Source organism: Stenotrophomonas sp. STEN033, assembly GCF_056856655.1.
In genome coordinates this window covers 16250-40265 of the sequence record NZ_JBXFWM010000039.1, presented here as the reverse complement: position 1 = coordinate 40265, position 24016 = coordinate 16250, and the positions used below count along the sequence as shown (strand labels likewise).

16 protein-coding genes and 4 tRNA genes are annotated in these 24016 nt (G+C 62.1%); 1 reads left to right on the top strand and 19 read right to left on the bottom strand.

Annotated elements, in window-relative coordinates:
- From AC1VXC_RS13600 to AC1VXC_RS13510, 19 genes are all read right to left on the bottom strand, one after another.
- A partial coding sequence (locus AC1VXC_RS13600) for an elongation factor Tu (protein ID WP_482995056.1) occupies positions 1–738 on the bottom strand: 738 nt, incomplete at its 3' end.
- 51 nt (positions 739–789) lie between these two features.
- Positions 790–2931, bottom strand: a complete 2142-nt coding sequence (gene fusA, locus AC1VXC_RS13595) for an elongation factor G (RefSeq protein WP_481528351.1) — start codon at positions 2929–2931, stop codon at positions 790–792.
- Between the two features lie 135 nt (positions 2932–3066).
- Positions 3067–3534, bottom strand: coding sequence for a 30S ribosomal protein S7 (gene rpsG, locus AC1VXC_RS13590; RefSeq protein ID WP_057630019.1), 468 nt, complete (start codon positions 3532–3534; stop codon positions 3067–3069).
- A 10-nt stretch (positions 3535–3544) separates the two neighbouring features.
- A complete protein-coding gene (gene rpsL / locus AC1VXC_RS13585; RefSeq protein WP_004145320.1) occupies positions 3545–3919 on the bottom strand; it encodes a 30S ribosomal protein S12 in 375 nt (124 codons plus the stop codon).
- 228 nt (positions 3920–4147) lie between these two features.
- Positions 4148–8371 carry a DNA-directed RNA polymerase subunit beta' gene (gene rpoC / locus AC1VXC_RS13580; RefSeq protein ID WP_481528350.1) on the bottom strand — a complete coding sequence of 1408 codons (4224 nt, stop codon included), beginning with the start codon at positions 8369–8371 and terminating at the stop codon, positions 4148–4150.
- Between the two features lie 89 nt (positions 8372–8460).
- Positions 8461–12651 (bottom strand): DNA-directed RNA polymerase subunit beta, encoded by a 4191-nt coding sequence (gene rpoB, locus AC1VXC_RS13575; RefSeq protein WP_481528349.1) that lies wholly within the window; start codon positions 12649–12651, stop codon positions 8461–8463.
- Between the two features lie 394 nt (positions 12652–13045).
- Positions 13046–13411: a 50S ribosomal protein L7/L12 gene (rplL, locus tag AC1VXC_RS13570; protein ID WP_303749025.1), complete on the bottom strand. Its 366-nt coding sequence runs from the start codon at positions 13409–13411 to the stop codon at positions 13046–13048.
- A 63-nt stretch (positions 13412–13474) separates the two neighbouring features.
- The gene (gene rplJ, locus AC1VXC_RS13565; protein WP_481528348.1) at positions 13475–14011 is read right to left on the bottom strand and encodes a 50S ribosomal protein L10; all 537 of its coding nucleotides are present in this window, start codon (positions 14009–14011) and stop codon (positions 13475–13477) included.
- A gap of 570 nt (positions 14012–14581) precedes the next feature.
- Positions 14582–15280, bottom strand: coding sequence for a 50S ribosomal protein L1 (gene rplA / locus AC1VXC_RS13560; RefSeq protein WP_313495898.1), 699 nt, complete (start codon positions 15278–15280; stop codon positions 14582–14584).
- A 4-nt stretch (positions 15281–15284) separates the two neighbouring features.
- Positions 15285–15713 carry a 50S ribosomal protein L11 gene (rplK, locus tag AC1VXC_RS13555; RefSeq protein WP_313495895.1) on the bottom strand — a complete coding sequence of 143 codons (429 nt, stop codon included), beginning with the start codon at positions 15711–15713 and terminating at the stop codon, positions 15285–15287.
- 194 nt (positions 15714–15907) lie between these two features.
- A complete protein-coding gene (gene nusG, locus AC1VXC_RS13550; protein WP_057630031.1) occupies positions 15908–16468 on the bottom strand; it encodes a transcription termination/antitermination protein NusG in 561 nt (186 codons plus the stop codon).
- Between the two features lie 10 nt (positions 16469–16478).
- Positions 16479–16886, bottom strand: coding sequence for a preprotein translocase subunit SecE (gene secE, locus AC1VXC_RS13545; RefSeq protein WP_481539243.1), 408 nt, complete (start codon positions 16884–16886; stop codon positions 16479–16481).
- Positions 16887–16936: 50 nt separating this feature from the next.
- Positions 16937–17012 (bottom strand) — tRNA-Trp (locus AC1VXC_RS13540).
- A 103-nt stretch (positions 17013–17115) separates the two neighbouring features.
- Positions 17116–18306, bottom strand: a complete 1191-nt coding sequence (gene tuf / locus AC1VXC_RS13535) for an elongation factor Tu (protein ID WP_313174233.1) — start codon at positions 18304–18306, stop codon at positions 17116–17118.
- Positions 18307–18352: 46 nt separating this feature from the next.
- Positions 18353–18428, bottom strand: a tRNA-Thr gene (locus AC1VXC_RS13530).
- A 38-nt stretch (positions 18429–18466) separates the two neighbouring features.
- Positions 18467–18540 (bottom strand) — tRNA-Gly (locus AC1VXC_RS13525).
- Positions 18541–18568: 28 nt separating this feature from the next.
- Positions 18569–18654 (bottom strand) — tRNA-Tyr (locus tag AC1VXC_RS13520).
- A gap of 137 nt (positions 18655–18791) precedes the next feature.
- Positions 18792–19811, bottom strand: coding sequence for an isoaspartyl peptidase/L-asparaginase family protein (locus tag AC1VXC_RS13515; RefSeq protein ID WP_313174231.1), 1020 nt, complete (start codon positions 19809–19811; stop codon positions 18792–18794).
- Positions 19812–19994: 183 nt separating this feature from the next.
- A complete protein-coding gene (locus AC1VXC_RS13510; RefSeq protein WP_481539244.1) occupies positions 19995–21038 on the bottom strand; it encodes a cyanophycinase in 1044 nt (347 codons plus the stop codon).
- A 162-nt stretch (positions 21039–21200) separates the two neighbouring features.
- On the opposite strand from AC1VXC_RS13510, the gene AC1VXC_RS13505 reads away from it, so the two are divergent.
- A complete protein-coding gene (locus tag AC1VXC_RS13505) occupies positions 21201–23936 on the top strand; it encodes a TonB-dependent receptor plug domain-containing protein (RefSeq protein WP_481528345.1) in 2736 nt (911 codons plus the stop codon).
- Positions 23937–24016 lie beyond the last annotated feature (80 nt).

The following is a 24016-nucleotide window of genomic DNA, read 5'->3' as shown; positions in this document are numbered from 1 at the left end:
TTCGATTTCTTCGCCGACCTTGATCACGCCGCGCTCGATACGACCGGTCACCACGGTGCCGCGGCCCGAGATCGAGAACACGTCTTCCACCGGCATCAGGAACGGCTTGTCGACGTCACGCTCCGGGGTCGGGATCCAGCTGTCCAGCGCATCGACCAGCTTCAGGATGGCCGGCACGCCGATGTCGCTCTGGTCGCCTTCCAGCGCCATACGGGCCGAACCGTGCACAATCGGGGTGTCGTCGCCCGGGAAGTCGTACTTGGAGAGCAGCTCGCGCACTTCCATTTCGACCAGTTCCAGCAGCTCGGCATCGTCAACCATGTCGGCCTTGTTCAGGAACACGACGATGTACGGCACGCCGACCTGACGCGACAGCAGGATGTGCTCGCGGGTCTGCGGCATCGGGCCGTCAGCAGCCGAGCAGACCAGGATCGCGCCGTCCATCTGGGCGGCACCGGTGATCATGTTCTTGACGTAGTCAGCATGGCCCGGGCAATCCACGTGGGCGTAGTGACGGGTCTCGGATTCGTACTCAACGTGCGCGGTCGAGATCGTGATACCACGTGCCTTTTCTTCCGGCGCGGCGTCGATCGAGGAGTAATCCTTGAACTCGCCACCGAAGCGCTCTGCACCGATCTTGGTCAGTGCAGCGGTCAGCGTGGTCTTGCCATGATCGACGTGGCCGATGGTGCCGACGTTGACGTGCGGCTTGGTACGTTCGAACTTACCCTTGGACATATGTAATTCCTTGATTAGCTAAAACTTGGAGGGAGAGGCTGAGTCTAAGACTCAGCCCTTCTTGATGACGGTTTCGGCGATGTTGTTCGGCGCCGGCTCGTAGTGGTCGAATTCCATCGTGAAGGTTGCGCGACCCTGGGTCTGCGAACGCAGCGCGGTGGCGTAACCGAACATTTCGCCCAGCGGGATCATCGCGTTGATGATGCTGGCCGAGCCATCACCGGTGGTGCCCGAACCCTGCAGCACGCCACGACGACGGCTGACGTCGCCCATCACGTCACCCTGGTAGTCTTCCGGGGTCACGATCTCGACCTTCATGATCGGCTCCAGCAGCACCGGCTTGGCCTTGGCGAAGCCCTGCTTGAAGGCCATCGACGAAGCCAGCTTGAACGCCATTTCCGACGAGTCAACGTCATGGTACGAGCCGAACACCAGCTTGACCTTGACGTCCACCACCGGGAAGCCAGCCAGCGGACCGCTGGTGATGGTTTCGCGCAGGCCCTTTTCCACGGAAGGAATGAATTCCTTCGGGATCACGCCGCCGGTGATGTCGTTGATGAACAGGAAGTCGTCCTTGATGGCAGCAGCCAGCTTCGGATCGGCACGGTCTTCAGCGGTGATCGGCGACAGCTCGATCACGACGTGACCGTACTGACCCTTACCACCGGACTGCTTGGCGTGCTTGTAATCCGACTTGACGTCAGCAGCCTGGATGGTTTCGCGGTAGGCCACCTGCGGCTTGCCGACGTTGGCTTCAACGTTGAACTCGCGCTTCAGGCGGTCGACGATGATGTCCAGGTGCAGCTCGCCCATGCCGGAGATGATGGTCTGGCCGGATTCTTCGTCGGTCTTGACGCGGAACGACGGATCTTCCTGTGCCAGACGACCCAGCGCCAGACCCATCTTTTCCTGGTCCGACTTGGTCTTCGGCTCGACGGCCATCGAGATCACCGGCTCCGGGAACACCATGCGCTCAAGCACGATCGGTGCATCGATAGAGCACAGGGTGTCACCGGTGGTAGTGTCCTTCAGGCCCACGGCAGCAGCGATGTCACCGGCCAGAACTTCCTTGATTTCCTCGCGGTTGTTCGAGTGCATCTGCAGGATGCGGCCGATGCGCTCCTTCTTGTTCTTCACCGAGTTCAGCACGGTGTCGCCACCGTTCAGCACGCCGGAGTAGACGCGGAAGAAGGTCAGCGCGCCGACGAACGGGTCGGTGATGATCTTGAACGCCAGCGACGAGAACGGCGCCTTGTCGTCCGACTTGCGGGTCATCTCGATGGAGTCGTCGTCAACGTCGGTGCCCTTCACGTCAGGCACGTCGACCGGCGACGGCAGCAGCTGGATCACGCCGTCCAGCATGGCCTGCACGCCCTTGTTCTTGAACGCCGAGCCACAGAACATCGGCACGATCTCAACGGCCAGCGTACGGGTACGCAGGGCCTGGATGATTTCGGCCTCGCCCAGCTCTTCGCCGCCCAGGTACTTTTCCATCAGCTCTTCGCTGGCTTCAGCCGCGGTCTCGATCATGAAGGTGCGGGCTTCTTCAGCCGCTGCCTGCATGTCAGCCGGGATATCGCCGTACTCGAACTTCATGCCCTGCGAAGCCTCATCCCAATGGATGGCCTTCATCTTGAGCAGGTCGACCACGCCCTTGAAGCCTTCTTCAGCGCCGATCGGCAGCTGCATCGGCACGGCGACGGCGCCGAGCTTGGCCTTCAGCTGGTCACGGACCTTCAGGAAGTTGGCACCGGTACGGTCCATCTTGTTGACGAACGCGATGCGCGGCACCTGGTACTTGTTGGCCTGGCGCCACACGGTCTCGGACTGCGGCTGCACGCCACCAACGGCGCACAGCACGAACACCGCGCCGTCGAGCACGCGCAGGGAGCGTTCGACTTCGATGGTGAAGTCAACGTGCCCGGGGGTGTCGATGATGTTGAAACGGTGCTCCGGCAGGGACTTGTCCATGCCCTTCCAGAACGCGGTGGTAGCAGCGGACTGGATCGTGATGCCACGTTCCTGCTCCTGCTCCATCCAGTCCATGGTGGCGGCGCCATCGTGCACTTCACCGAGCTTGTGGCTCTTGCCGGTGTAGAACAGGATGCGCTCGGACGTGGTGGTCTTGCCGGCATCGATGTGGGCCATGATGCCGAAGTTACGGTAACGCTCGATAGGAGTGGTGCGGGCCACGGGAGCCTCTCAATTTCTTGGAATTCGGATGGCCGAACGCCGCCTTGCGGCGGCCTTCGGATTTAAGCAGCGCTCAAAGCGCTACAAGCAGCACCACATGGGTGCCAGGGGCCCTGTTTCCAAGGCCCCCACAACTCACCAGCGGTAGTGAGCGAAGGCCTTGTTCGCTTCCGCCATACGGTGGGTTTCTTCACGCTTCTTGATGGCGCCGCCACGGTTTTCCGAAGCGTCCAGCAGTTCAGCAGCCAGCTTGCGCGGCATGGTGTTCTCGCCGCGCTTACGCGCCGAGTCGATCAGCCAGCGCATGGCCAGGGCCATCTTGCGCGAAGCACGCACTTCGACCGGCACCTGATAGGTGGCACCACCGACGCGACGCGACTTCACTTCCACGCCCGGCGCAACGTTGTCCAGTGCCTTCTGCACCAGCTCGATTGCGTTCGGGTTCTTTTCGCTGATCACGTCCATGGCGCCATAGACGATCTTTTCAGCAACGGACTTCTTGCCGCTCAGCATCACCATGTTGATGAAGCGGGCAATGGTTTCGCTCTTGTGCTTCGGATCCGGCAGGACCGAACGCTGGGGGGTATTACCTTTACGTGACATGTCTTACTCCTCAGGCCTTCGGACGCTTGGCGCCGTACTTGGAACGCGCCTGACGACGCTTGGCAACGCCGGCGGCGTCGAGTGAGCCACGGACAGTGTGGTAACGCACACCCGGCAGATCCTTTACACGGCCGCCGCGAATCAGGACCACGGAGTGCTCCTGCAGGTTATGGCCTTCACCACCGATGTAGGAAATCACTTCTTCCTGGTTGGTCAGGCGGACCTTTGCAACCTTGCGCAGAGCCGAGTTCGGCTTCTTCGGGGTGGTGGTGTACACGCGCGTGCAGACGCCACGGCGCTGCGGGCACTTGTCGAGCGCCGGCGAGGCACTCTTGTAGGTGGTAGCTTGGCGCGGCTTGCGTACCAGCTGGTTAATCGTCGCCATCAGTAGGTTCTTCTGATTGGGGCCGTAAAAAACGGCCAGGATGCGGAAATTGTAAAGCAGGCCAAAATTTTGGCCTGCTGAGACAGACGATTGTAGCAACTTGTCAAGAGCCCAGTCAAACAAGCCCGTGTCAAGCCAGCCCTGATCCAGAGCTGTTACAGGGGTATCTCCCTATTCCCCGTTCAGGTCGAACTGCCGGCCCGCGAGCGGGCCGGCCGATCTAACTACTTACTCTTCACCAGCAGCCTGTTCAGCTTCCGGTGCTGCAACTTCGGGCTCCGCGACCACGACCGGAGCGGCCAGGGTTGCGATTTCCGATTCGGTCAGGCCCGACGCGTTACGACGGCGCTGGGCATGATACGCAAGACCGGTACCCGCCGGAATCAGGCGGCCGACGATCACGTTTTCCTTCAGACCACGCAGGCCGTCGGAGGTACCGCGCACGGCAGCCTCGGTCAGCACGCGGGTGGTTTCCTGGAACGAAGCCGCCGAGATGAACGACTCGGTAGCCAGCGATGCCTTGGTGATACCCAGCAGCACCGGCTCGAAACGGGCCGGCAGCTCGTTGCGGGCGGCCAGCTTCACGTTCTCCTCGATCACGCGCTGGCGCTCGGCCTGCTCGCCATTGAGGAACTTGCTGCTGCCCTGGTCGACGATTTCCACCTTGCGCAGCATCTGGCGCGAGATCACTTCAATGTGCTTGTCGTTGATCTTCACGCCCTGCAGGCGGTAAACGTCCTGGATTTCCTTGACCAGGTAGCGGGCCAGTTCTTCCACGCCCTTCAGGCGCAGGATGTCCTGCGGGCTCGGCTCGCCGTCCACCACGGTTTCACCGCGGGTCACGTGCTCACCTTCGAACACGATGATCTGGCGGTACTTCGGAATCAGCTCTTCGTGCTCCGAACCATCGGTGTCCTTGATGATCAGGCGCTGCTTGCCCTTGGTGTCCTTGCCGAAGCTGATGATACCCGAACGCTCGGCCAGGATCGCCGGGTCCTTCGGCTTGCGGGCTTCGAACAAGTCGGCAACGCGCGGCAGACCACCGGTGATGTCGCGGGTCTTGGAGGCTTCCTGCGGGATCTTGGCAACCACGTCGCCCACGCCTACCGGCGAGCCATCCTGCAGGTTGACGATCGAGCGCGGCGGCAGCAGGTACTGTGCCGGCAGGTCGGTGCCCGGGATGGTCAGGTCATTACCCTTGCCATCGACGATGCGGACCAGCGGACGCAGATCCTTGGCCTGCGAGCCACGACGCTTCGGATCGGTGATTTCGCGCGAGGCCAGGCCGGTCAGTTCGTCGGTCTTCTCGATCACGGTCACGCCATCGATGAAGTCGATGAAGCGCACGAAACCAGCCACTTCCGACACGATCGGGTGGTTATGCGGATCCCAGTTGGCCACGGTCTGGCCAGCCTTGATTTCCGCACCGTCCTTGACGCCGATGCTGGCACCGTACGGCAGCTTGTAGCGCTCACGCTCACGGCCATGCGGGTCGAGCACGGAGATTTCACCCGAACGCGAGACCGCCACCAGCGAACCGCTGGCCTGCTCGACGTGCTTCAGGTTGGAGAACTTCACCGAACCGGTGGTCTTGACGGTGATGTTGTCGACCGCAGCCGCACGCGATGCCGCACCACCGATGTGGAACGTACGCATGGTCAGCTGGGTACCCGGCTCACCGATCGACTGTGCGGCGATGACGCCAACCGCTTCACCGATGTTGACGATGTGGCCACGGGCCAGATCGCGGCCGTAGCAGCGCGAGCAAACGCCGAACGAGGACTCACAGGTGATGGTCGAGCGGACCTTGATGGTCTGCACGCCAGCTTCTTCCAGCTTGTTCACCCACTGCTCGTCGAGCAGCGTGTTGCGGGTCACGATCGGATCTTCGTCGTTGCCCGGCAGGAACACGTCCTCGGCCACGACACGGCCCAGCACGCGGTCCTTCAACGGCTCGACGACGTCGCCGCCTTCCACGATCGGGGTCATGGTCAGGCCTTCGACGGTGCCGCAGTCGATTTCGGTGATCACCACGTCCTGTGCCACGTCGACCAGACGACGGGTCAGGTAACCCGAGTTCGCCGTCTTCAACGCGGTATCGGCCAGACCCTTACGGGCGCCGTGGGTGGAGTTGAAGTACTCCTGCACGTTCAGGCCTTCACGGAAATTCGCCTTGATGGGCGTTTCGATGATCGAGCCGTCCGGACGCGCCATCAGGCCACGCATACCGGCCAGCTGACGGATCTGCGCCTGGCTACCACGCGCACCGGAGTCGGCCATGATGTACAGCGAGTTCATCGACTTCTGGTCGACGATCTTGCCGTCGGCGTCCTCGACCTTCTCGGTACCGATGGTTTCCATCATCGCCTTGGCGATGCGCTCATTGGTGCGCGACCAGATGTCGACCACCTTGTTGTAGCGCTCGCCAGCGGTGACCAGACCGGACTGGTACTGCTCCTGGATTTCCAGCACTTCGGCTTCGGCTTCGCCGAGGATGCCCTTCTTCTCGTCCGGGATCAGCATGTCGTCGATGCCGATCGACACGCCAGCGCGGGTTGCGTAGGCATAGCCGGTGTACATCAGCTTGTCGGCGAACACCACGGTGTCCTTCAGACCCAGCAGACGGTAGCTCTGGTTGATCAGGCGCGAGATGTTCTTCTTGGTCATCTCGGTGTTGCACAGCTCGAACGGCAGGCCTTCCGGCATGATCTCGCTCAGCAGCGCACGGCCGACGGTGGTGTCGACGATCGAGGTCTTCTTGACCTTGTTGCCGTCTTCGTCACGCTCGACCTGCACGATGCGCACCTTGACGCGGGCGTGCAGTTCAACCAGACGGTTGTCATAGGCACGCTTCACTTCGTCGGTGTTGGCGAACACCATGCCCTCGCCCTGCTTGTTCACCAGCGAGCGCGCCATGTAGTACAGGCCCAACACGACGTCCTGCGACGGCACGATGATCGGCTCGCCGTTGGCCGGCGACAGGATGTTGTTGGTGGACATCATCAGCGCACGCGCTTCCAGCTGGGCTTCCAGCGAGAGCGGCACGTGGACGGCCATCTGGTCACCGTCGAAGTCGGCGTTGAATGCGGTACAGACCAGCGGATGCAGCTGGATGGCCTTGCCTTCGATCAACAGCGGTTCGAACGCCTGGATGCCCAGACGGTGCAGGGTCGGCGCACGGTTCAGCAGCACCGGATGTTCGCGGATGACTTCTTCCAGGACGTCCCAGACTTCGCCTTCTTCGCGCTCGACCAGCTTCTTGGCAGCCTTGATGGTGGTGGCCAGGCCACGACGCTGCAGCTTGGCGAACACGAACGGCTTGAACAGCTCCAGCGCCATCTTCTTCGGCAGGCCGCACTGGTGCAGCTTCAGGTACGGACCCACGGTGATCACCGAACGGCCCGAGTAATCGACGCGCTTGCCCAGCAGGTTCTGACGGAAGCGACCCTGCTTGCCCTTGATCATGTCGGCCAGCGACTTGAGCGGGCGCTTGTTGGTGCCGGTGATGGCACGGCCGCGGCGGCCGTTGTCCAACAGGGCGTCAACCGATTCCTGCAGCATGCGCTTTTCGTTGCGCACGATGATGTCCGGAGCGTTGAGCTCCAGCAGGCGGCGCAGACGGTTGTTACGGTTGATGACGCGGCGGTACAGGTCGTTCAGATCCGAGGTCGCGAAGCGGCCACCGTCCAGCGGAACCAGCGGGCGCAGGTCCGGCGGCAGCACCGGCAGCACGGTCATCACCATCCACTCCGGGCGGTTGCCCGACTCGAGGAAGGCTTCGACCAGCTTGATGCGCTTGGTCAGACGCTTGAGCTTGGTTTCCGAACCGGTCGAGGCGATTTCCTCGCGCAGGCGGACCATTTCGGCCTGCAGGTCGATGGTGCGCAGCAATTCGTAGACGGCCTCGGCGCCCATGGCGGCGTCGAAGTCATCGCCGTGTTCCTGGCGTGCCTGCAGGTACTGTTCTTCGGTCAGCAGCTGGCGGCGCTCCAGGGCGGTCAGGCCCGGCTCGGTCACCACGTAGGCTTCGAAGTACAGCACGCGCTCGATGTCACGCAGGGTCATGTCCAGCATCAGGCCGATGCGCGACGGCAGCGACTTGAGGAACCAGATGTGCGCGACCGGCGATGCCAGGTCGATGTGGCCCATGCGCTCGCGGCGCACCTTGGCCAGGGTCACTTCGGTGCCGCACTTTTCGCAGACGACGCCGCGGTGCTTCATGCGCTTGTACTTGCCGCACAGGCACTCGTAGTCCTTCACCGGGCCAAAGATGGCGGCGCAGAACAGGCCGTCACGCTCCGGCTTGAAGGTACGGTAGTTGATGGTTTCCGGCTTCTTCACTTCGCCGAAGGACCACGAACGGATCAGGTCCGGCGAGGCCAGCGCGATCTTGATCGCGTCGAAGTCCAGCGTCTGGCGCTGCTGGTTGAAGAGGTTGAGCAGGTCTTTCATGGTGTTCTCCGAAAGGAGGAAATCTGTGTCGATGGGCTGTCGGTCACTGCTGGCGGCGCTGCTGCATCACTGCAGCAGCGCCTGCGCGATCAGTTGTCTTCCAGTTCCATGTTGATGGCCAGCGAGCGGATTTCCTTCACCAAAACGTTGAAGGATTCCGGCATGCCCGCAACCATCTCGTGCTCACCGTCGACGATGTTCTTGTACATCTGGTTACGGCCCTGAACGTCATCGGACTTCACCGTCAGCATTTCCTGCAGGGTGTAGGCCGCGCCGTAGGCTTCCAGTGCCCAGACTTCCATTTCACCGAAGCGCTGGCCACCGAACTGCGCCTTGCCGCCCAGCGGCTGCTGGGTAACGAGCGAGTACGGACCGGTCGAACGGGCGTGCATCTTGTCGTCGACCAGGTGGTTCAGCTTCAGGTAGTGCATGTAGCCGACGGTGGTCTTGCGGTCGAAGGCTTCGCCGGTGCGGCCGTCATACAGCTGCATCTGCGTCTTGCTGGCGTTGAAGCCCAGGCGTGCGGTTTCCGGTGCTTCATCCGGGTAGGCCAGATTCAGCATTTCGCGGATTTCTTCTTCCGCCGCGCCATCGAACACCGGGGTTGCCATCGGCACGCCGTCGGTCAGGTTCTTGGCCAGGTTGATCAGCTCTTCGTCGCTGAACTGCGACAGGTCCACGCGCTGCTCGGCAACGGCCGAGTCATGGTTGTAGATCTTGCCCAGGAACTCACGCAGCTCGCTGACCGCACGCTGCTGTTCCAGCATGCCCTGGATGCGCTTGCCCAGGCCCTTTGCGGCCCAGCCCAGGTGCACTTCCAGAATCTGGCCGATGTTCATACGCGACGGCACGCCCAGCGGGTTCAAGCAGATGTCCACGGTGTTGCCGTCAGCCATGTACGGCATGTCCTCGACCGGCACCACGTTGGAGACCACACCCTTGTTACCGTGGCGGCCTGCCATCTTGTCACCCGGCTGGATGCGACGCTTCACGGCCAGGAACACCTTGACCATCTTCAGCACGCCCGGTGCCAGATCGTCGCCCTGGGTGATCTTGCCGCGCTTGTCGGCGAAGCGACGCTCGAATTCCTTCTCGTGTGCCTGGATCTGCATCTGGGCACGCTCGATGGCTTCGGAGGCGTCCTCGTCCTTCATGCGCAGGGTGAACCAGTCGGACTTCTTCAGGCCGTCCAGGAACGCGTCGGTGATCACGTCACCCTTCTTCAGGTTGGCGCCACCGTTGGCAACCTTGCCCACGATCTGCGAACGCAGACGGGCGTAGATGGCGCCTTCCAGGATGCGGAACTGGTCGTCGAAGTCCTTCTTGACGCGCTTGATCTCGTTTTCCTCGATCTGGCGCGCACGCTTGTCCTTCTCGATACCGTCGCGGGTGAAGACCTGCACGTCGATGACGGTGCCGTCCATGCCCGGCGGAACGCGCAGCGAGCTGTCCTTAACGTCCGAAGCCTTCTCGCCGAAGATCGCGCGCAGCAGCTTCTCTTCCGGGGTCAGCTGGCTCTCGCCCTTCGGCGTCACCTTGCCGACCATGATGTCGCCGGCGCGCACTTCGGCACCGATGTACACCACGCCGGATTCGTCCAGACGGTTCAGCGCCTGCTCGGACACGTTCGGGATGTCGGCGGAAATTTCCTCCGGCCCCAGCTTGGTGTCACGTGCAACGCAGGTCAGTTCCTCGATGTGGATCGTGGTGTAACGATCTTCCTCGACCACACGCTCGGACAGCAGGATGGAGTCTTCGAAGTTGTAGCCGTTCCACGGCATGAAGGCGATCAGCATGTTCTGACCCAGCGCCAGTTCACCGATGTCGGTGGACGGGCCATCGGCCAGCACGTCGCCGCGCGCGATCACGTCACCCACGTTCACCAGCGGACGCTGGTTGATGCAGGTGTTCTGGTTCGAACGGGTGTACTTGATCAGGTTGTAGATATCCACGCCGGCATCGGCCGGATCGGTGATCTCGTTCTCGTTGGCCTTGACCACGATGCGGCCGGCGTCGATCTGCACGATCTGGCCACCACGCAGGGCATTCACGGTCACACCCGAGTCACGCGCCACGGCGCGTTCGATACCGGTACCCACCAGCGGCTTCTGCGCACGCAGGGTCGGCACGGCCTGGCGCTGCATGTTGGCGCCCATCAGTGCACGGTTTGCGTCATCGTGCTCCAGGAACGGAACCAGCGCGGCAGCGACCGACACGGTCTGCATCGGCGAGACGTCCATGAAGTGGACTTCTGCCGGCGGCTTGAGCAGCGATTCACCCTGGAAGCGGCACGGTACGAACTGCTCGGTGAGCATGTTCTTGGCATCGGTCAGGGCATTGGCCTGGGCGATGACGTACTCATTTTCTTCGATGGCCGACAGGAACTCGATCTCGTCGGAGACCTTGCCGTCGTGCACCTTGCGGTACGGGGTTTCCAGGAAGCCGTACTTGTTGGTGCGGGCGAACACGGCCAGCGAGTTGATCAGGCCGATGTTCGGGCCTTCCGGCGTTTCGATGGTGCAGACGCGGCCGTAATGGGTCGGGTGCACGTCGCGCACTTCGAAGCCAGCGCGTTCGCGGGTCAGGCCGCCCGGGCCCAGCGCCGAGACGCGACGCTTGTGCGTCACTTCCGACAGCGGGTTGTTCTGGTCCATGAACTGCGACAGCTGCGAGGAGCCGAAGAATTCCTTGATGGCAGCAGCAACCGGCTTGGCGTTGATCAGCTCCTGCGGAGTCAAGCCTTCCGACTCGGCCATCGACAGGCGCTCCTTGACCGCGCGCTCGACGCGGACCAGGCCCACGCGGAACACGTTTTCGGCCATTTCACCGACCGAACGCACGCGACGGTTGCCCAGGTGATCGATGTCATCGACCACGCCGCGACCATTGCGGATCTCGGTCAGCACCTTGATCACGTCCAGGATGTCGGAGCCTTCGCCGTGGGCGGCGACCAGACGCTTGGATTCCTCGTCGTTGCGCTCGCCGAAGTACTTGCGGTCGTACAGCACCGACTCACCGGTGACTTCCTTGCGGCCGACACGACGGTTGAACTTCATGCGGCCAACCGTGGACAGGTCGTAGCGCTCGAAGGTGAAGAACAGGTTGTGGAACAGGTTCTGCGCGGCGTCCTTGGTCGGCGGCTCGCCCGGACGCATCATGCGGTAGATTTCGACCAGCGCTTCGAGCTGGGTCTTGGTGCCGTCGATGCGCAGGGTGTTGGACAGATACGGGCCACGATCCAGGTCGTTCACCCACAGCGTGCCCACTGCATCAACACCGGCCTTGCGGAAGTTCTGCAGCTGCTCGTCGCTGATTTCGTCGTTGGCCTGGGCCAGCAGTTCACCGGTGTTGGCATCAACCACGTCGTGCGACAGGATGCGGCCGACGATGTAATCGTCCGGCACGGCCAGGGCGGCAATGCCCGAGGCCTGCAGCTGCTTGATGTGGCGCGCGGTGATGCGCTTGCCGGCTTCCACGATGACCTTGTCACCGTCAGCCAGGTCGAAGTTCAGCGTTTCGCCACGCAGACGCTCCGGCACCAGCTCCAGCTGCACGCCTTCGTCCGGGTTGATGTGGAAGGTGTTGACCTCGAAGAACTCGGCCAGCATCTCTTCGTTGTTGTAGCCCAGCGCACGCAACAGCACCGACACCGGCAGTTTGCGGCGACGGTCGATACGGGTGAACAGCGCGTCCTTCGGGTCGAACTCGAAGTCCAGCCAGGAGCCGCGGTACGGGATGATGCGGGCGCTGTACAGCAGCTTGCCCGAGCTGTGGGTCTTGCCACGGTCGTGGTCGAAGAACACGCCCGGCGAACGGTGCAGCTGCGACACGATGACGCGCTCGGTACCGTTGACGATGAAGGTGCCGTTGTCGGTCATCAGCGGGATTTCGCCCAGATAGACCTCCTGCTCCTTCACGTACTTGATCGCCTTGGTGGACGATTCGCGGTCGTAGATGACCAGACGCACGGTGACGCGCAGCGGTGCGCCGTAGCTCATGCCACGCTGGCGGCACTCGCGTTCGTCAAACACCGGGTCACCCAGCTTGTAACCGACGTATTCCAGGGCAGCATTGCCGCTGTAGCTGGAGATCGGGAACACCGACTTCAGCGCAGCATGCAGGCCGTGGTCGGAGCGCTTGGCCGGGTCGACGTTTTCCTGCAGGAATTCGCGGTACGAATCCACCTGGATGGCGAGCAGGAACGGCACTTCGAGGATCGAGCGCTGCTTGCCGAAATCTTTGCGGATGCGCTTTTTTTCGGTGTACGAATAGGACGTCATGAGGTCTTCCACCTTGTTGTGCGAGCCGTGCGTCCACGACCCGTAGGGAAATCTTGAAATTGTCAGTTGGAAGTCGCTGGTATTGCCGGCACCAGCACGCCTTCTATTGCTACTTCCAACTGCCAACTCGCTTGTATCGGCTGCGGGTCACCCCATCGTCTGGAGCACAGCGCCTGACACTTGCCACGTTGGTCTTTCTATTGCCTGCCGGGCCAGGCCCGTCAGTTGTTGCTTGCCGAGCATGGCTCGGCACTACATCGAGCCGGGCCCTGCCCTACCCCGCTGCAACCAGGCACGCCCGGCATTACAACGGTTTGAAACGACCAAAGGCCGGGGGCTTTACGCCCCCAGCCTTGGCTGCATCGCCGTGAATCGATGACGATGCAAGAACTGATTACTTCAGCTCGACGGTCGCGCCGGCGGCTTCCAGTTCCTTCTTGAACTTGTCGGCGTCTTCCTTCGAAGCGCCTTCCTTCACGACGCCACCGGCTTCAGCCAGGTCCTTCGCTTCCTTCAGGCCCAGGCCGGTGATGGCGCGGACGGCCTTAATCACTTCAACCTTCTTCGCGCCGGCATCCTTCAGGATGACGTTGAATTCGGTCTGCTCTTCAACAACAGCAGCCGGGCCAGCAGCAGCAACTGCAACCGGGGCAGCAGCCGACACGCCGAACTTCTCTTCGATGGCCTTGACCAGCTCCATCACTTCCATCAGGGACTTTTCGGCGATTGCGTCGACGATCTGATCGTTGGTAAGGGACATTTTGATTACCTTTTGAAAATATTCTGGATTGAGGTTCCTTGCGGAACCACGGGGACGTCGAACTTAGACGGCTTCAGCTTCAGCGGCCGGCGCTGCAGCTTCCGCTGCGCCACCTTCCTGCTTCTCACCGATAGCCTTGACGGCGCGGGCGAACATGGTGACCGGCTCGGTCAGGACGCGGGCCAGCATGGCCAGGGCCTGATCACGGGTCGGCAACGATGCCAGCACTTCGACGTGGCTGGCCGGGAAGATTTCCCCACCGATTGCCACGACTTTTGCCTTCAGCTTGTCGTTACCCTTGGCGGCTTCCTTGATCAGGCGACCGGCTGCGCCGGGCTCCTCAAGCGAGAACGCATACAGCAGCGGACCAACCATCTGGTCCTTTGCAACTGCGAAATCGGTGCCTTCAACGGCGCGCGAGGCCAGCGTGTTCTTGACAACCTTCAAGAAAACACCGGTTTCGCGAGCCTGCTTACGCATCGCGGTCATCTGAGCGACCGTGGTGCCAGCGTATTCGGCTGCGATCAAGGAGTGGGCCTTGGCGGCGACGTCTGCCAGCTCGGCGACTACTTCTTGCTTCTGGGACAGATTGAGAGCCATTGCACTCCTCCGTTTAAGCTGGGATTGGTGATTCGGGATCCGGGATTGGCAAGAGCGGCAATGCCACTGCTGCAGGCCTCCCTGGCCGAACCTCAACACCCTGCTTCAAACATATTCCGCTTACGGCTCCTAGCCGTGTGCGGTCCTGGGCGGCATCCGTCCTGGACGCCGGGAACATCGGGTGATGCTCCGGTGGTGGCCGTTCTAGAGCTGGAGTGCAAACCCGGGCAAACCCGGACGTACGTGAACCAGAAAAATCCAGAAGGGCGGCACCATCTACGCAGGGTGATCCGAGGACGAATCGATTAAGCGATCTCGCTGTGCCGGCGGCGACTCCTTGCCAAATCGAGCTTCCGTGCCCGTCGCCGGTATGCGCTGACCGCGCCTGCGGTCTTTGACGGCTCCACGCAGGCAAACCTGCGCGACGCCTTCAAAAGTCAGCATCACCGTTGCCGGTGACACTGGTGTTTCTTGTTGCTCCCAAGCCCAAGAGCTTCAGAGCGATCCCCGCCTTCGCGGGGATGACGTGCCGGCAAAGCCGTGCGCGCTATGCGCGCACGGGCCGGTACGTCACTTCAGGGTCAGCGAGGACTGATCAACAGTCACGCCCGGGCCCATCGTCGAGCTGACCGACACCTTCTGCAGGTACAGGCCCTTCGAGGTGGCCGGCTTGGCCTTGATCAGGTCAACCAGCAGTGCCTGCAGGTTCGACTGCAGCGCGCCGTTTTCGAAGCTGGCCTTGCCGATGGTGCAGTGGATGATGCCGGCCTTGTCAGTGCGGTAACGCACCTGACCCGACTTGGCATTCTTGACGGCTTCGCCCGGGTTGGCCGAGACGGTGCCGACCTTCGGGTTCGGCATCAGGCCACGCGGGCCCAGCAGGGTGCCCAGCTTACCAACAACGCGCATTGCGTCCGGGGTCGCAATGACGACGTCATAGTTCAGATCGCCGGCCTGCATCTTCTCGGCCAGGTCGTCCATGCCAACGGCTTCGGCGCCAGCGGCCAGGGCTTCGTCAGCCTTGGCACCGGCCGGAGCAAACACGGCCACGCGGACCGACTTGCCGGTACCGGCCGGCAGCACGGTGGAACCGCGCACCTGCTGGTCGGACTTCTTGGCATCCACGCCCAAGCGCACAGCAACGTCGATCGACTCGACGAACTTGGCCTTGGTGGCGGTCTTCAGGATGTTGATTGCGTCCTCGAAGGCGTATGCCTTGCCCGGGACGACGGCGGCCTTGATGGCCTTCTCACGCTTGGTCTGTGCCATCAGATTAACCCTCCACCACCAGGCCCATGGAACGGGCAGAGCCCGCGATCGTACGCACGGCGGCGTCCAGGCTGGCAGCCGTCAGGTCCGGCTCCTTTGCCTTGCAGATTTCTTCCAGCTGCGCGCGCGTCACCTTGCCCACCTTGTCGGTGTTCGGCTTCTTCGAACCCGAAGAAATGCCAGCAGCCTTCTTGAGCAGCACGGTAGCCGGGGTGCTCTTGGTGATGAAGGTGAAGGTACGGTCCGAATAGGCCGTGATGATGACCGGCACCGGAATACCCGGCTCCAGCTTCTGCGTGGCGGCATTGAACGCCTTGCAGAATTCCATGATGTTCAGGCCGCGCTGACCCAGCGCAGGACCGACCGGCGGCGAGGGGTTGGCCTGACCAGCCTTCACCTGCAGCTTGATGTAACCGACAACTTTCTTTGCCATTAGAGTGCTCTCCGGGTGCTAGCGCCTTTCGACAACAGGCTCCCCATCGGACCGGGAATCACGCGTCCCGGCATCGCGTTGTGAAATCGCACCAAAGGCCACCTCGCGGCAGCCCTTGATTTACCCCCTCAGCGGGGAGCAGAAAATTGTAGCAGCTTTTTACGACGCCACCTGAACAGGTGGCGTGCTGCCGCTTAGATCGCCTTTTCGACCTGGCCGAACTCGAGCTCGACCGGGGTAGCACGACCGAAGATCAGCACCGAGACGCGCAGACGGCTCTTCTCGTAATTGACCTCTTCAACAACACCATTGAAGTCGTTGAACGGACCTTCCGTGACACGAACCATCTGACCCGGCTCGAACAACACCTTCGGACGCGGCTTCTCGACGCCTTCCTGAACGCGATTCAGGATGGCCGCAGCCTCGCTGTCCTGGATCGGCAGCGGGCGATCAGCCGTGCCGCCAATGAAACCCATGACCTTCGGGGTTTCCTTGACCAAGTGCCAGCTTTCGTTATCGATGCGCGGGATACCGGCTTCTTCATGGGTCTCGATCTGTACCAGCACGTAACCCGGGAAGAACTTGCGTTCGGAGCGGCGCTTCTGGCCGGCGCGCATTTCCACCACTTCTTCAGTGGGGACCAGCACATCGCCGAAAAGCTCCTGCATCTCGTCACGCGCAATGCGATCACGCAATGCCTGCGCAACCGACTTCTCAAAACCTGAATAGGCGTGAACGACGTACCAACGCTTCACAGATATCTCCTTAACGACCCAAGAACCACTGGGTCAGCTTCTGGATCACGAAATCGAAACCACCCAACAGCAGGCTCAACACGATCACCACCACAACCACCACCCACGTCATGCGGATGGCTTCCTGGCGGGTCGGCCACACAACCTTGCGCAGCTCGAAACGGGACTCAGAAAGGAATTCGATTGTCTGACGACCCTTCGTGGTCAGCATGAATACTGCACCACCGGCGACCAGACCCAGAACCACTGCCAACGCACGCCACTGGGTAGCCCAGGCACCCAGCTGAGCGGCGCGCGGCTGATCGGCGAACCAGAACCAGACAAACAGACCCGCCAGCACCAACAGCGCAGCGCCGACGTACTTGACGATATCACCACCGGAAGCGGCGGACTTGGAATGTTCGATCTTGCTGTTCATCCGACTCTTGTTGCTGGTGCGACCAAGGTCACTGGATAGAGAGTTGCAAGTGGCACGCCAGGAGGGACTCGAACCCCCAACCTGCGGTTTTGGAGACCGCTGCTCTGCCAATTGAGCTACTGGCGTATGACTTGACTGTTACACACCGCCTTAGACGGCGAAGGCGGACCGAGTTACCCGGCCCGCCAACCGCGCAACCAACAGCATGCACTGCTGGCGCTACAAACTATTACGCGATGATCTTGGCAACCACGCCGGCGCCGACGGTACGGCCGCCTTCGCGGATAGCGAAGCGCAGACCTTCGTCCATTGCCACCGGGTTGATCAGGGTGACAACCATCTTCACGTTGTCGCCCGGCATCACCATCTCGACGCCTTCCGGCAGCTCAACCGCACCGGTGATATCGGTGGTACGGAAGTAGAACTGCGGACGGTAGCCCTTGAAGAACGGGGTGTGACGGCCGCCTTCGTCCTTAGACAGAACGTAGACTTCGGCTTCGAACTGGGTGTGCGGCTTGATCGAGCCCGGCTTGGCCAGAACCTGGCCACGCTCGACGTCGTCACGCTTGGTGCCGCGCAGCAGCAGACCAGCGTTGTCACCTGCCTGACCCTGGTCCAGCAGCTTGCGGAACATTTCCACGCCGGTGACGGTGGTCTTCTGGACCGGACGGATACCGACGATTTCGATTTCTTCGCCGACCTTGATCACGCCGCGCTCGATACGACCGGTCACCACGGTGCCGCGGCCCGAGATCGAGAACACGTCTTCCACCGGCATCAGGAACGGCTTGTCAACGTCACGCTCCGGGGTCGGGATCCAGCTGTCCAGTGCATCGACCAGCTTCAGGATGGCCGGCACGCCGATGTCGCTCTGGTCGCCTTCCAGCGCCATACGGGCCGAACCGTGCACGATCGGGGTGTCGTCGCCCGGGAAGTCGTACTTGGAGAGCAGCTCGCGCACTTCCATTTCGACCAGTTCCAGCAGCTCGGCATCGTCAACCATGTCAGCCTTGTTCAGGAACACGACGATGTACGGCACGCCGACCTGACGCGACAGCAGGATGTGCTCGCGGGTCTGCGGCATCGGGCCGTCAGCGGCCGAGCAGACCAGGATCGCGCCGTCCATCTGGGCGGCACCGGTGATCATGTTCTTGACGTAGTCAGCATGGCCCGGGCAATCCACGTGGGCGTAGTGACGGGTCTCGGATTCGTACTCAACGTGTGCGGTCGAGATCGTGATACCACGTGCCTTTTCTTCCGGCGCGGCGTCGATCGAGGAGTAATCCTTGAACTCGCCACCGAAGCGCTCTGCACCGATCTTGGTCAGTGCGGCGGTCAGCGTGGTCTTGCCATGATCGACGTGGCCGATGGTGCCGACGTTGACGTGCGGCTTGGTACGCTCGAACTTACCCTTGGACATGGCTGCTTCTTCTCGGTAACAGGTTGGTTATGCACTATCGGCAAGATGGTGCTCACGAAAGGAATCGAACCTTCGACCTCCTCCTTACCAAGGAGGTGCTCTACCGACTGAGCTACGTGAGCGAGTTGTCTATTATGCCGTGTTTTTTCGTTTCGTTCAATGGAGCGGGAGACGGGAATCGAACCCGCACCATTAGCTTGGAAGGCTAAGGTTCTACCGTTGAACTACTCCCGCACCGGGAAAACACGTCACAACATAAAACTGGTGGAGGGAGGTGGATTCGAACCACCGAAGGCGTAAGCCAGCAGATTTACAGTCTGCCCCCGTTGGCCGCTTGGGTATCCCTCCATTCCACTCCCTTGTCGAGGACCGCGGCCTTGCCGGTCAGGGGTGGGTGAGCTCGCTATTTTGGTGATCAGCGCCGATGCTGTCAACAGAAATCTTCACATTCGGTGAAATTTCTTTTTCGGCATCGGCGGCGCCGATCACTCGCCGGGCATCTTAATCTTTTCGTCGGCAAAAATCGCCACGTGCGGCACGCCATCGGCACCAATCCAACCGCGGTACATGCCCTCGGTGTTGAAGGGCGTGGCGGCCTTGCCATCGGCGGACAACACGATGCCGCCGCCATCACCTCCGAGCTCGGGCACGCGTTTGACGATGACCTCTTCGCCGGCCTGCGCAGGTGTTTCCTGCAAGTACTTCATGCGTGCACATATCTCATGCGCGACGGACAGGCGGATGTAGTACTCACCCCAGCCGGTACCCGAGACCGCACACTGGTCGTTCGCATAGGTACCGGCACCGATGATCGGTGAATCACCAACACGCCCGTAGCGCTTGTTGGTCATGCCGCCCGTGGACGTGCCGGCAGCGAGCTTGCCCTGGCTATCCAACGCGACCGCGCCAACGGTACCGAAATGCTTGGCGGTTTCCAGGTCGGCGTGCGCCTGCCCCGCCGCCTCTTCCTTCAAGGCACGCTGCAACTGCTCCCAGCGCTTCTCGGTGCGGAAGTAGGACGGATCCACCAGCTCGATCTTCTGCTCGGCGGCGAACAGCTCCGCGCCCTGCCCCACCATCATCACGTGCGGCGAATGCTCCATCACCGCCCGCGACAGGAGGATCGGGTTTTTCACGGTATGTACGCCCGCAACCGCACCGGCGCGCAGGGTGGCGCCATCCATCAACGAGGCATCCAGCTCATTCTTGCCATCATGGGTGAACACTGCGCCACGCCCCGCATTGAACGTGGGGTCGTTCTCCAGCACGGTGATCGCCGCGGTTACCGCATCCAGCGCCGGCTTGCCGGCCACCAGGGCCCGATGCCCCTGGCGCAGCGCCTCGGTCAACGCCGCACGTGCGGCACGCTCTTCCGCTGCACTGAAGTCCTTGCGCTCCACGCCCGCCCCGCCATGGATGACCAGCAGGGGAGAAACCTCCGCTGCGACTGCAGCTCCCGAAGACAGCGACGCCAGGCCCAGCAGTACTGCAGAAGTCAGCTTCATGTTTCTTCACTCCCGAATGGAAGCTCGATTCTAGGCAGGTGCCAGCCAGTCTGAACAGTCACCGCAGTACCAACCGCTGCTTTTCCGACGCGCGCCGGGGCGGGCCGCCAACACGCCCGGGGGCGGCCGCGTCACAGGCAACAAAAAAGGGGCCGAAGCCCCCTTTGCACATCAATCGCGCGGTCAGTTGGGATGGAGCTCCAATTCACCGTCCACGACACTGGCCATCGCGGTAAAGGCGGCATTGTCCACCTTGAAACCGTCCAGATGCAGGCGGCTGCCCGCGCCCACGCCCGTGACCGGAATCGAACTGAATTCCAACGGCTCACCATTGCTCAGGCGATCAGCCGTGCGCCGCGGCATCACCAGCCATGCATAACCATCGACCAGCGAGTACACCCGGCCACGCCCATCGGCCTCGACGCACAACGCGGTGTCCTCGTCCACGCCGATACCGACGATGTCGTCCTGGCCCTTGTCCTGGGCGGCGCGGGCGACAAACACAATCAGGCGACCAAGGCGGTCGCGCTTGGCGAAATGGGTGTCGGTCACCACGTTCGACAGATAGGGCATGGTCAGGAAATCCTTGTCCATGGTGACTTCACTGCCCATCGGGTCGTTCAATGCGGACGGCGAAATGACGCTGCCACCGTCCAGCGCGCCGTAGGCATAGCCACCAAGAATGGCCAGACCGGCACTGGTGCCGCCGATCGGCTTGCCTGCACGCACATGATCGTTGAGCGCGGCGTTGAGCGCGGTGCCCTTCCAGAAGCGGATGTAACGCGACTGGTCACCGCCGGCAATGAAGATGGCATCGGCGCCACGCACCACACGCAGCACGGCCGGATCATCCGCCGCCTTGCGGCTGTCGAACACCAGCGTCTGCACCGCGGTGACGCCGCCGATGTCGTAATACAGCTCCTTCTGCATGTTGTCGTCGCCGGAGGCGCGCAGGATCACCACGCGGCCGTGCCCAGCCCGTTCGACCCACCAATGGAAGGCCTCAGGCACCCAGTCACCGCCACCCATCAGCATCATCGCGGCCTCGGTCTTGCCGGGGCGCGGGGCATCAAGGTCACCTACTTCGTAGTAGCGGTAGCCAGCGGCACTGATGCCGCGCGAATCCTGGGCATGGAGCACACCGGCTGCCGCGATCGCCGCAACCATCAGGACTACTCGCCCCAGCCAGGAGCTCTTACGTTTCATAGCGTCTTCTACCTGATCCATGTAACCGCTTACAGGTGTAATGCCAGACTTTCCGGCAGTGGTCAAGCGTGTAAAAAAGGTGTTAGATGACGCGACCCCATTCACATTACAGACAGGGTCGGCCGGCACCTTCGCGATGCCGACGGGACAAATCCAGAGCACTTTTCATCAGAGAGCTGATTCATGCGTAAGCACGCAATGGTGTGTTCAATCCAACTGGCCCTGCTGTCGATGGCCGCCCCTGCCCTGGCACAGAACGCTGCCGAAGGCCAACCGCAACAACTCGATACCGTGCAGGTCACCGGCTCTCGCATTCCTCGCGCCCAGGTCGAAGGTCCGGCGCCGGTCACCGTGGTGACGGCCGAGGAAATCAAGTCCGCCGGCTTCACCAGCGTGCCGGACGTACTCCGCGCCATGACCCAGAACGGCGGCGAAACGCAGAGCCAGCAGTCCTCCAGCGGCGCGGACTTCTCGCCGGGCGCGCAGCAGGTTGACCTGCGTGGCCTCGGCCCGAACCACACCCTGGTATTGGTCAACGGCCGCCGCATCGCCGACTTCCCGATGCCGTTCAAGGGCCGCAGCAACTTCACCGACATCTCCAATATTCCGCTGGGCATGATCGAGCGGATCGAGGTACTGACCGGCAGCGCATCGGCCATCTACGGCTCCGACGCGATCTCCGGCGTGGTCAATTTCATCCTCAAGAAGCATGCCGATGGCACCACCGTCGACGCCCGCATGGGCATCACCAGCGAGGGCGGCGGCGAATCGTTCGACATCAGCCTGGTAAGCGGTTTCGAGAAGGGCCGCTTCAGCGGCATCTACAGCGTGGAGCTGCAGTCGCAGACGCCGCTGTGGGCCTATGAGCGCGATATCCAGGACTCCACCAAGGATGGCCCGACTGCTGCCGCACAGGCGCCGCGCCGCGGCTTCCTGCGCACCGACTGGTATGACGACTACATCGACCCGGGCCAGGCAACCTGCGATGCGCTGTCTGCGCAGAATGGCGGCACCACCTACTACGGTTACCGCCCGCGATACGGCTACTACTGCGGCAGCGACGAGGCCATCGGCTACGGCACCATCATCAGCAAGCGCCGCGGCGTGAACGGTTATGCGTCGATGAGCTACGCCTTCGACAACGGCAGCGAATGGTTCGCCGATGTACAGATGGGTTACCACGACGTATCGATGTTCCGCGACGTTACCGCGTGGAGCCACATGGCCGCCGATGGCAACGAGGAAGGCTATTTCTACAACCAGGCCAGCGAGCAGGTGGAGTTCTGGCAGCGCCAGTTCACCCCCGAGGAAATCGGCGGACTGAGCCGCAACATGATCGAGACCACGCAGAAGACCTTTGGCGTGACCACCGGCTTCAAGGGCAGCTGGGCCGACAGCTGGGATTACGAAGCAGCACTGAGCTATTCGCAGTACCGCGCCAAGATCAGCTGGCCGCAGATCGTCGCCGCCAAGGCCAATGCACTGTTCCTTGGTCCGCAGCTGGGCGAGGACGATGATGGCTTCCCGATCTACAACGCCGATCCGGAACGCCTGTATCGCCCGCTCAGCCGCAGCGAGTACGACTCCATCGCTGCGCGCTCGGTCTACACGCCCAAGTCCGAAACCGGCACCTTGTCGCTGACGGTCAGCAAGGGCGACCTGTTCACCCTGCCCGGCGGCGACGCCGGTTTCGCCGGCACGGTCGAGCTCGGCCGCCAGTCCTATTCGCTGAATCCCGATCCGCTGGCCACGCAGTACTACTACTACAGCTGGAAGGACTCGGACGGCAAGGGCAGCCGCAATCGCTGGGCCGGTGCAGCCGAGTTGCGCATGCCGCTGCACGACACCTTGAACTGGAGCGTGGCTGGACGTTATGACCAGTACCGCTACTCGGGCAACAGCATCGGCAAGGCCACCTGGAGCACCGGCCTGGAATGGCGCCCGATCGACTCGCTGCTGGTCCGCGGCTCCTACGGCACCGCCTTCCGCGCGCCCGACCTGCACTACGTCTACGCCGGCATCGGCAATGACGAGACCAGCGGTGTCGACTGGTACAACTATGCACTGGACAACGGCGATGACCCGGAAGAGTACAGCGAGGGCCTGATCCGCACCCGCGAAGGCAACCGCAACCTCGACCCTGAAACCAGCACCTCCTGGACGGCCGGCTTCGTCTGGTCGCCGGTCAATGGCCTGGATATCTCGGCTGACTGGTTCAACATCGACATGCGTGACCAGGTCCAGGACATGAGCGTGGACCAGATCCTGCGCGACGAGGCGGCATGCCGGCTCGGCGACAAGGACATGAGCTCGCCCACCTGCGTGGACGCTGTTTCACGCGTGACCCGCAACTCCAACGGCTCGCTCTACGGTATCTACGTCAATCCGATCAACGTCGCCAAGGAGTCCACCGAAGGCGTGGACGTTGGTGTGCGCTACCGCCTGCAGACCGGCATTGGCCAGTTCACCTTCAGTGGCACCCACACCTGGGTGAAGAAGCACGACTTCCAGCAGTACGCCGGCGATGAGGTCAAGGATCAGTTCGCGGTCAATAGCGGCTTCGATATCCCGCGTACCAAGACCAGCGCCAGCATCAGCTGGGAGAAGGATGCCTGGGCGGCCACCGTCTATGGCCAGCGCTTGGGCAAGCTGCCCAACAGCTGGTCCTATGACCAGGTGTGGGAAGACGGCGATCCGGGTCCGTTCATCCGTGCCACCTATCGCTACAACGCATCGCTGCAGTACCGCTTCGACGAACATTCACGCCTGACCCTGTCGGTGGTGAACCTGTTCAACAAGATGCCGCCGAAGGATCCGACCTACACCGCGTATCCGTACTACGACATCTCCTGGTTCGACAGCGTTGGTCGCCAGATCAACCTGCAGTACACCCACAAGTTCGGTGGGGCCGGGTTGTAATCCCCACATCGCCACGCCGTTCCGCAACAAGGCCCGCCACTGGCGGGCCTTGTTGTTCGTGCGGCTTGCGCCCGCCCGGC

Coding starts and splice junctions, on each gene's coding strand:
- rpsG (WP_057630019.1), bottom strand. CDS start 3,534: ATGTCACGTAAAGGTAATACCCCCCAGCGTTCGGTCCTGCCGGATCCG.
- rpsL (WP_004145320.1), bottom strand. CDS start 3,919: ATGGCGACGATTAACCAGCTGGTACGCAAGCCGCGCCAAGCTACCACC.
- rpoC (WP_481528350.1), bottom strand. CDS start 8,371: ATGAAAGACCTGCTCAACCTCTTCAACCAGCAGCGCCAGACGCTGGAC.
- rpoB (WP_481528349.1), bottom strand. CDS start 12,651: ATGACGTCCTATTCGTACACCGAAAAAAAGCGCATCCGCAAAGATTTC.
- rplL (WP_303749025.1), bottom strand. CDS start 13,411: ATGTCCCTTACCAACGATCAGATCGTCGACGCAATCGCCGAAAAGTCC.
- rplJ (WP_481528348.1), bottom strand. CDS start 14,011: ATGGCTCTCAATCTGTCCCAGAAGCAAGAAGTAGTCGCCGAGCTGGCA.
- rplA (WP_313495898.1), bottom strand. CDS start 15,280: ATGGCACAGACCAAGCGTGAGAAGGCCATCAAGGCCGCCGTCGTCCCG.
- rplK (WP_313495895.1), bottom strand. CDS start 15,713: ATGGCAAAGAAAGTTGTCGGTTACATCAAGCTGCAGGTGAAGGCTGGT.
- secE (WP_481539243.1), bottom strand. CDS start 16,886: ATGAACAGCAAGATCGAACATTCCAAGTCCGCCGCTTCCGGTGGTGAT.
- tuf (WP_313174233.1), bottom strand. CDS start 18,306: ATGTCCAAGGGTAAGTTCGAGCGTACCAAGCCGCACGTCAACGTCGGC.
- AC1VXC_RS13515 (WP_313174231.1), bottom strand. CDS start 19,811: ATGAAGCTGACTTCTGCAGTACTGCTGGGCCTGGCGTCGCTGTCTTCG.
- AC1VXC_RS13510 (WP_481539244.1), bottom strand. CDS start 21,038: ATGGATCAGGTAGAAGACGCTATGAAACGTAAGAGCTCCTGGCTGGGG.
- AC1VXC_RS13505 (WP_481528345.1), top strand. CDS start 21,201: ATGCGTAAGCACGCAATGGTGTGTTCAATCCAACTGGCCCTGCTGTCG.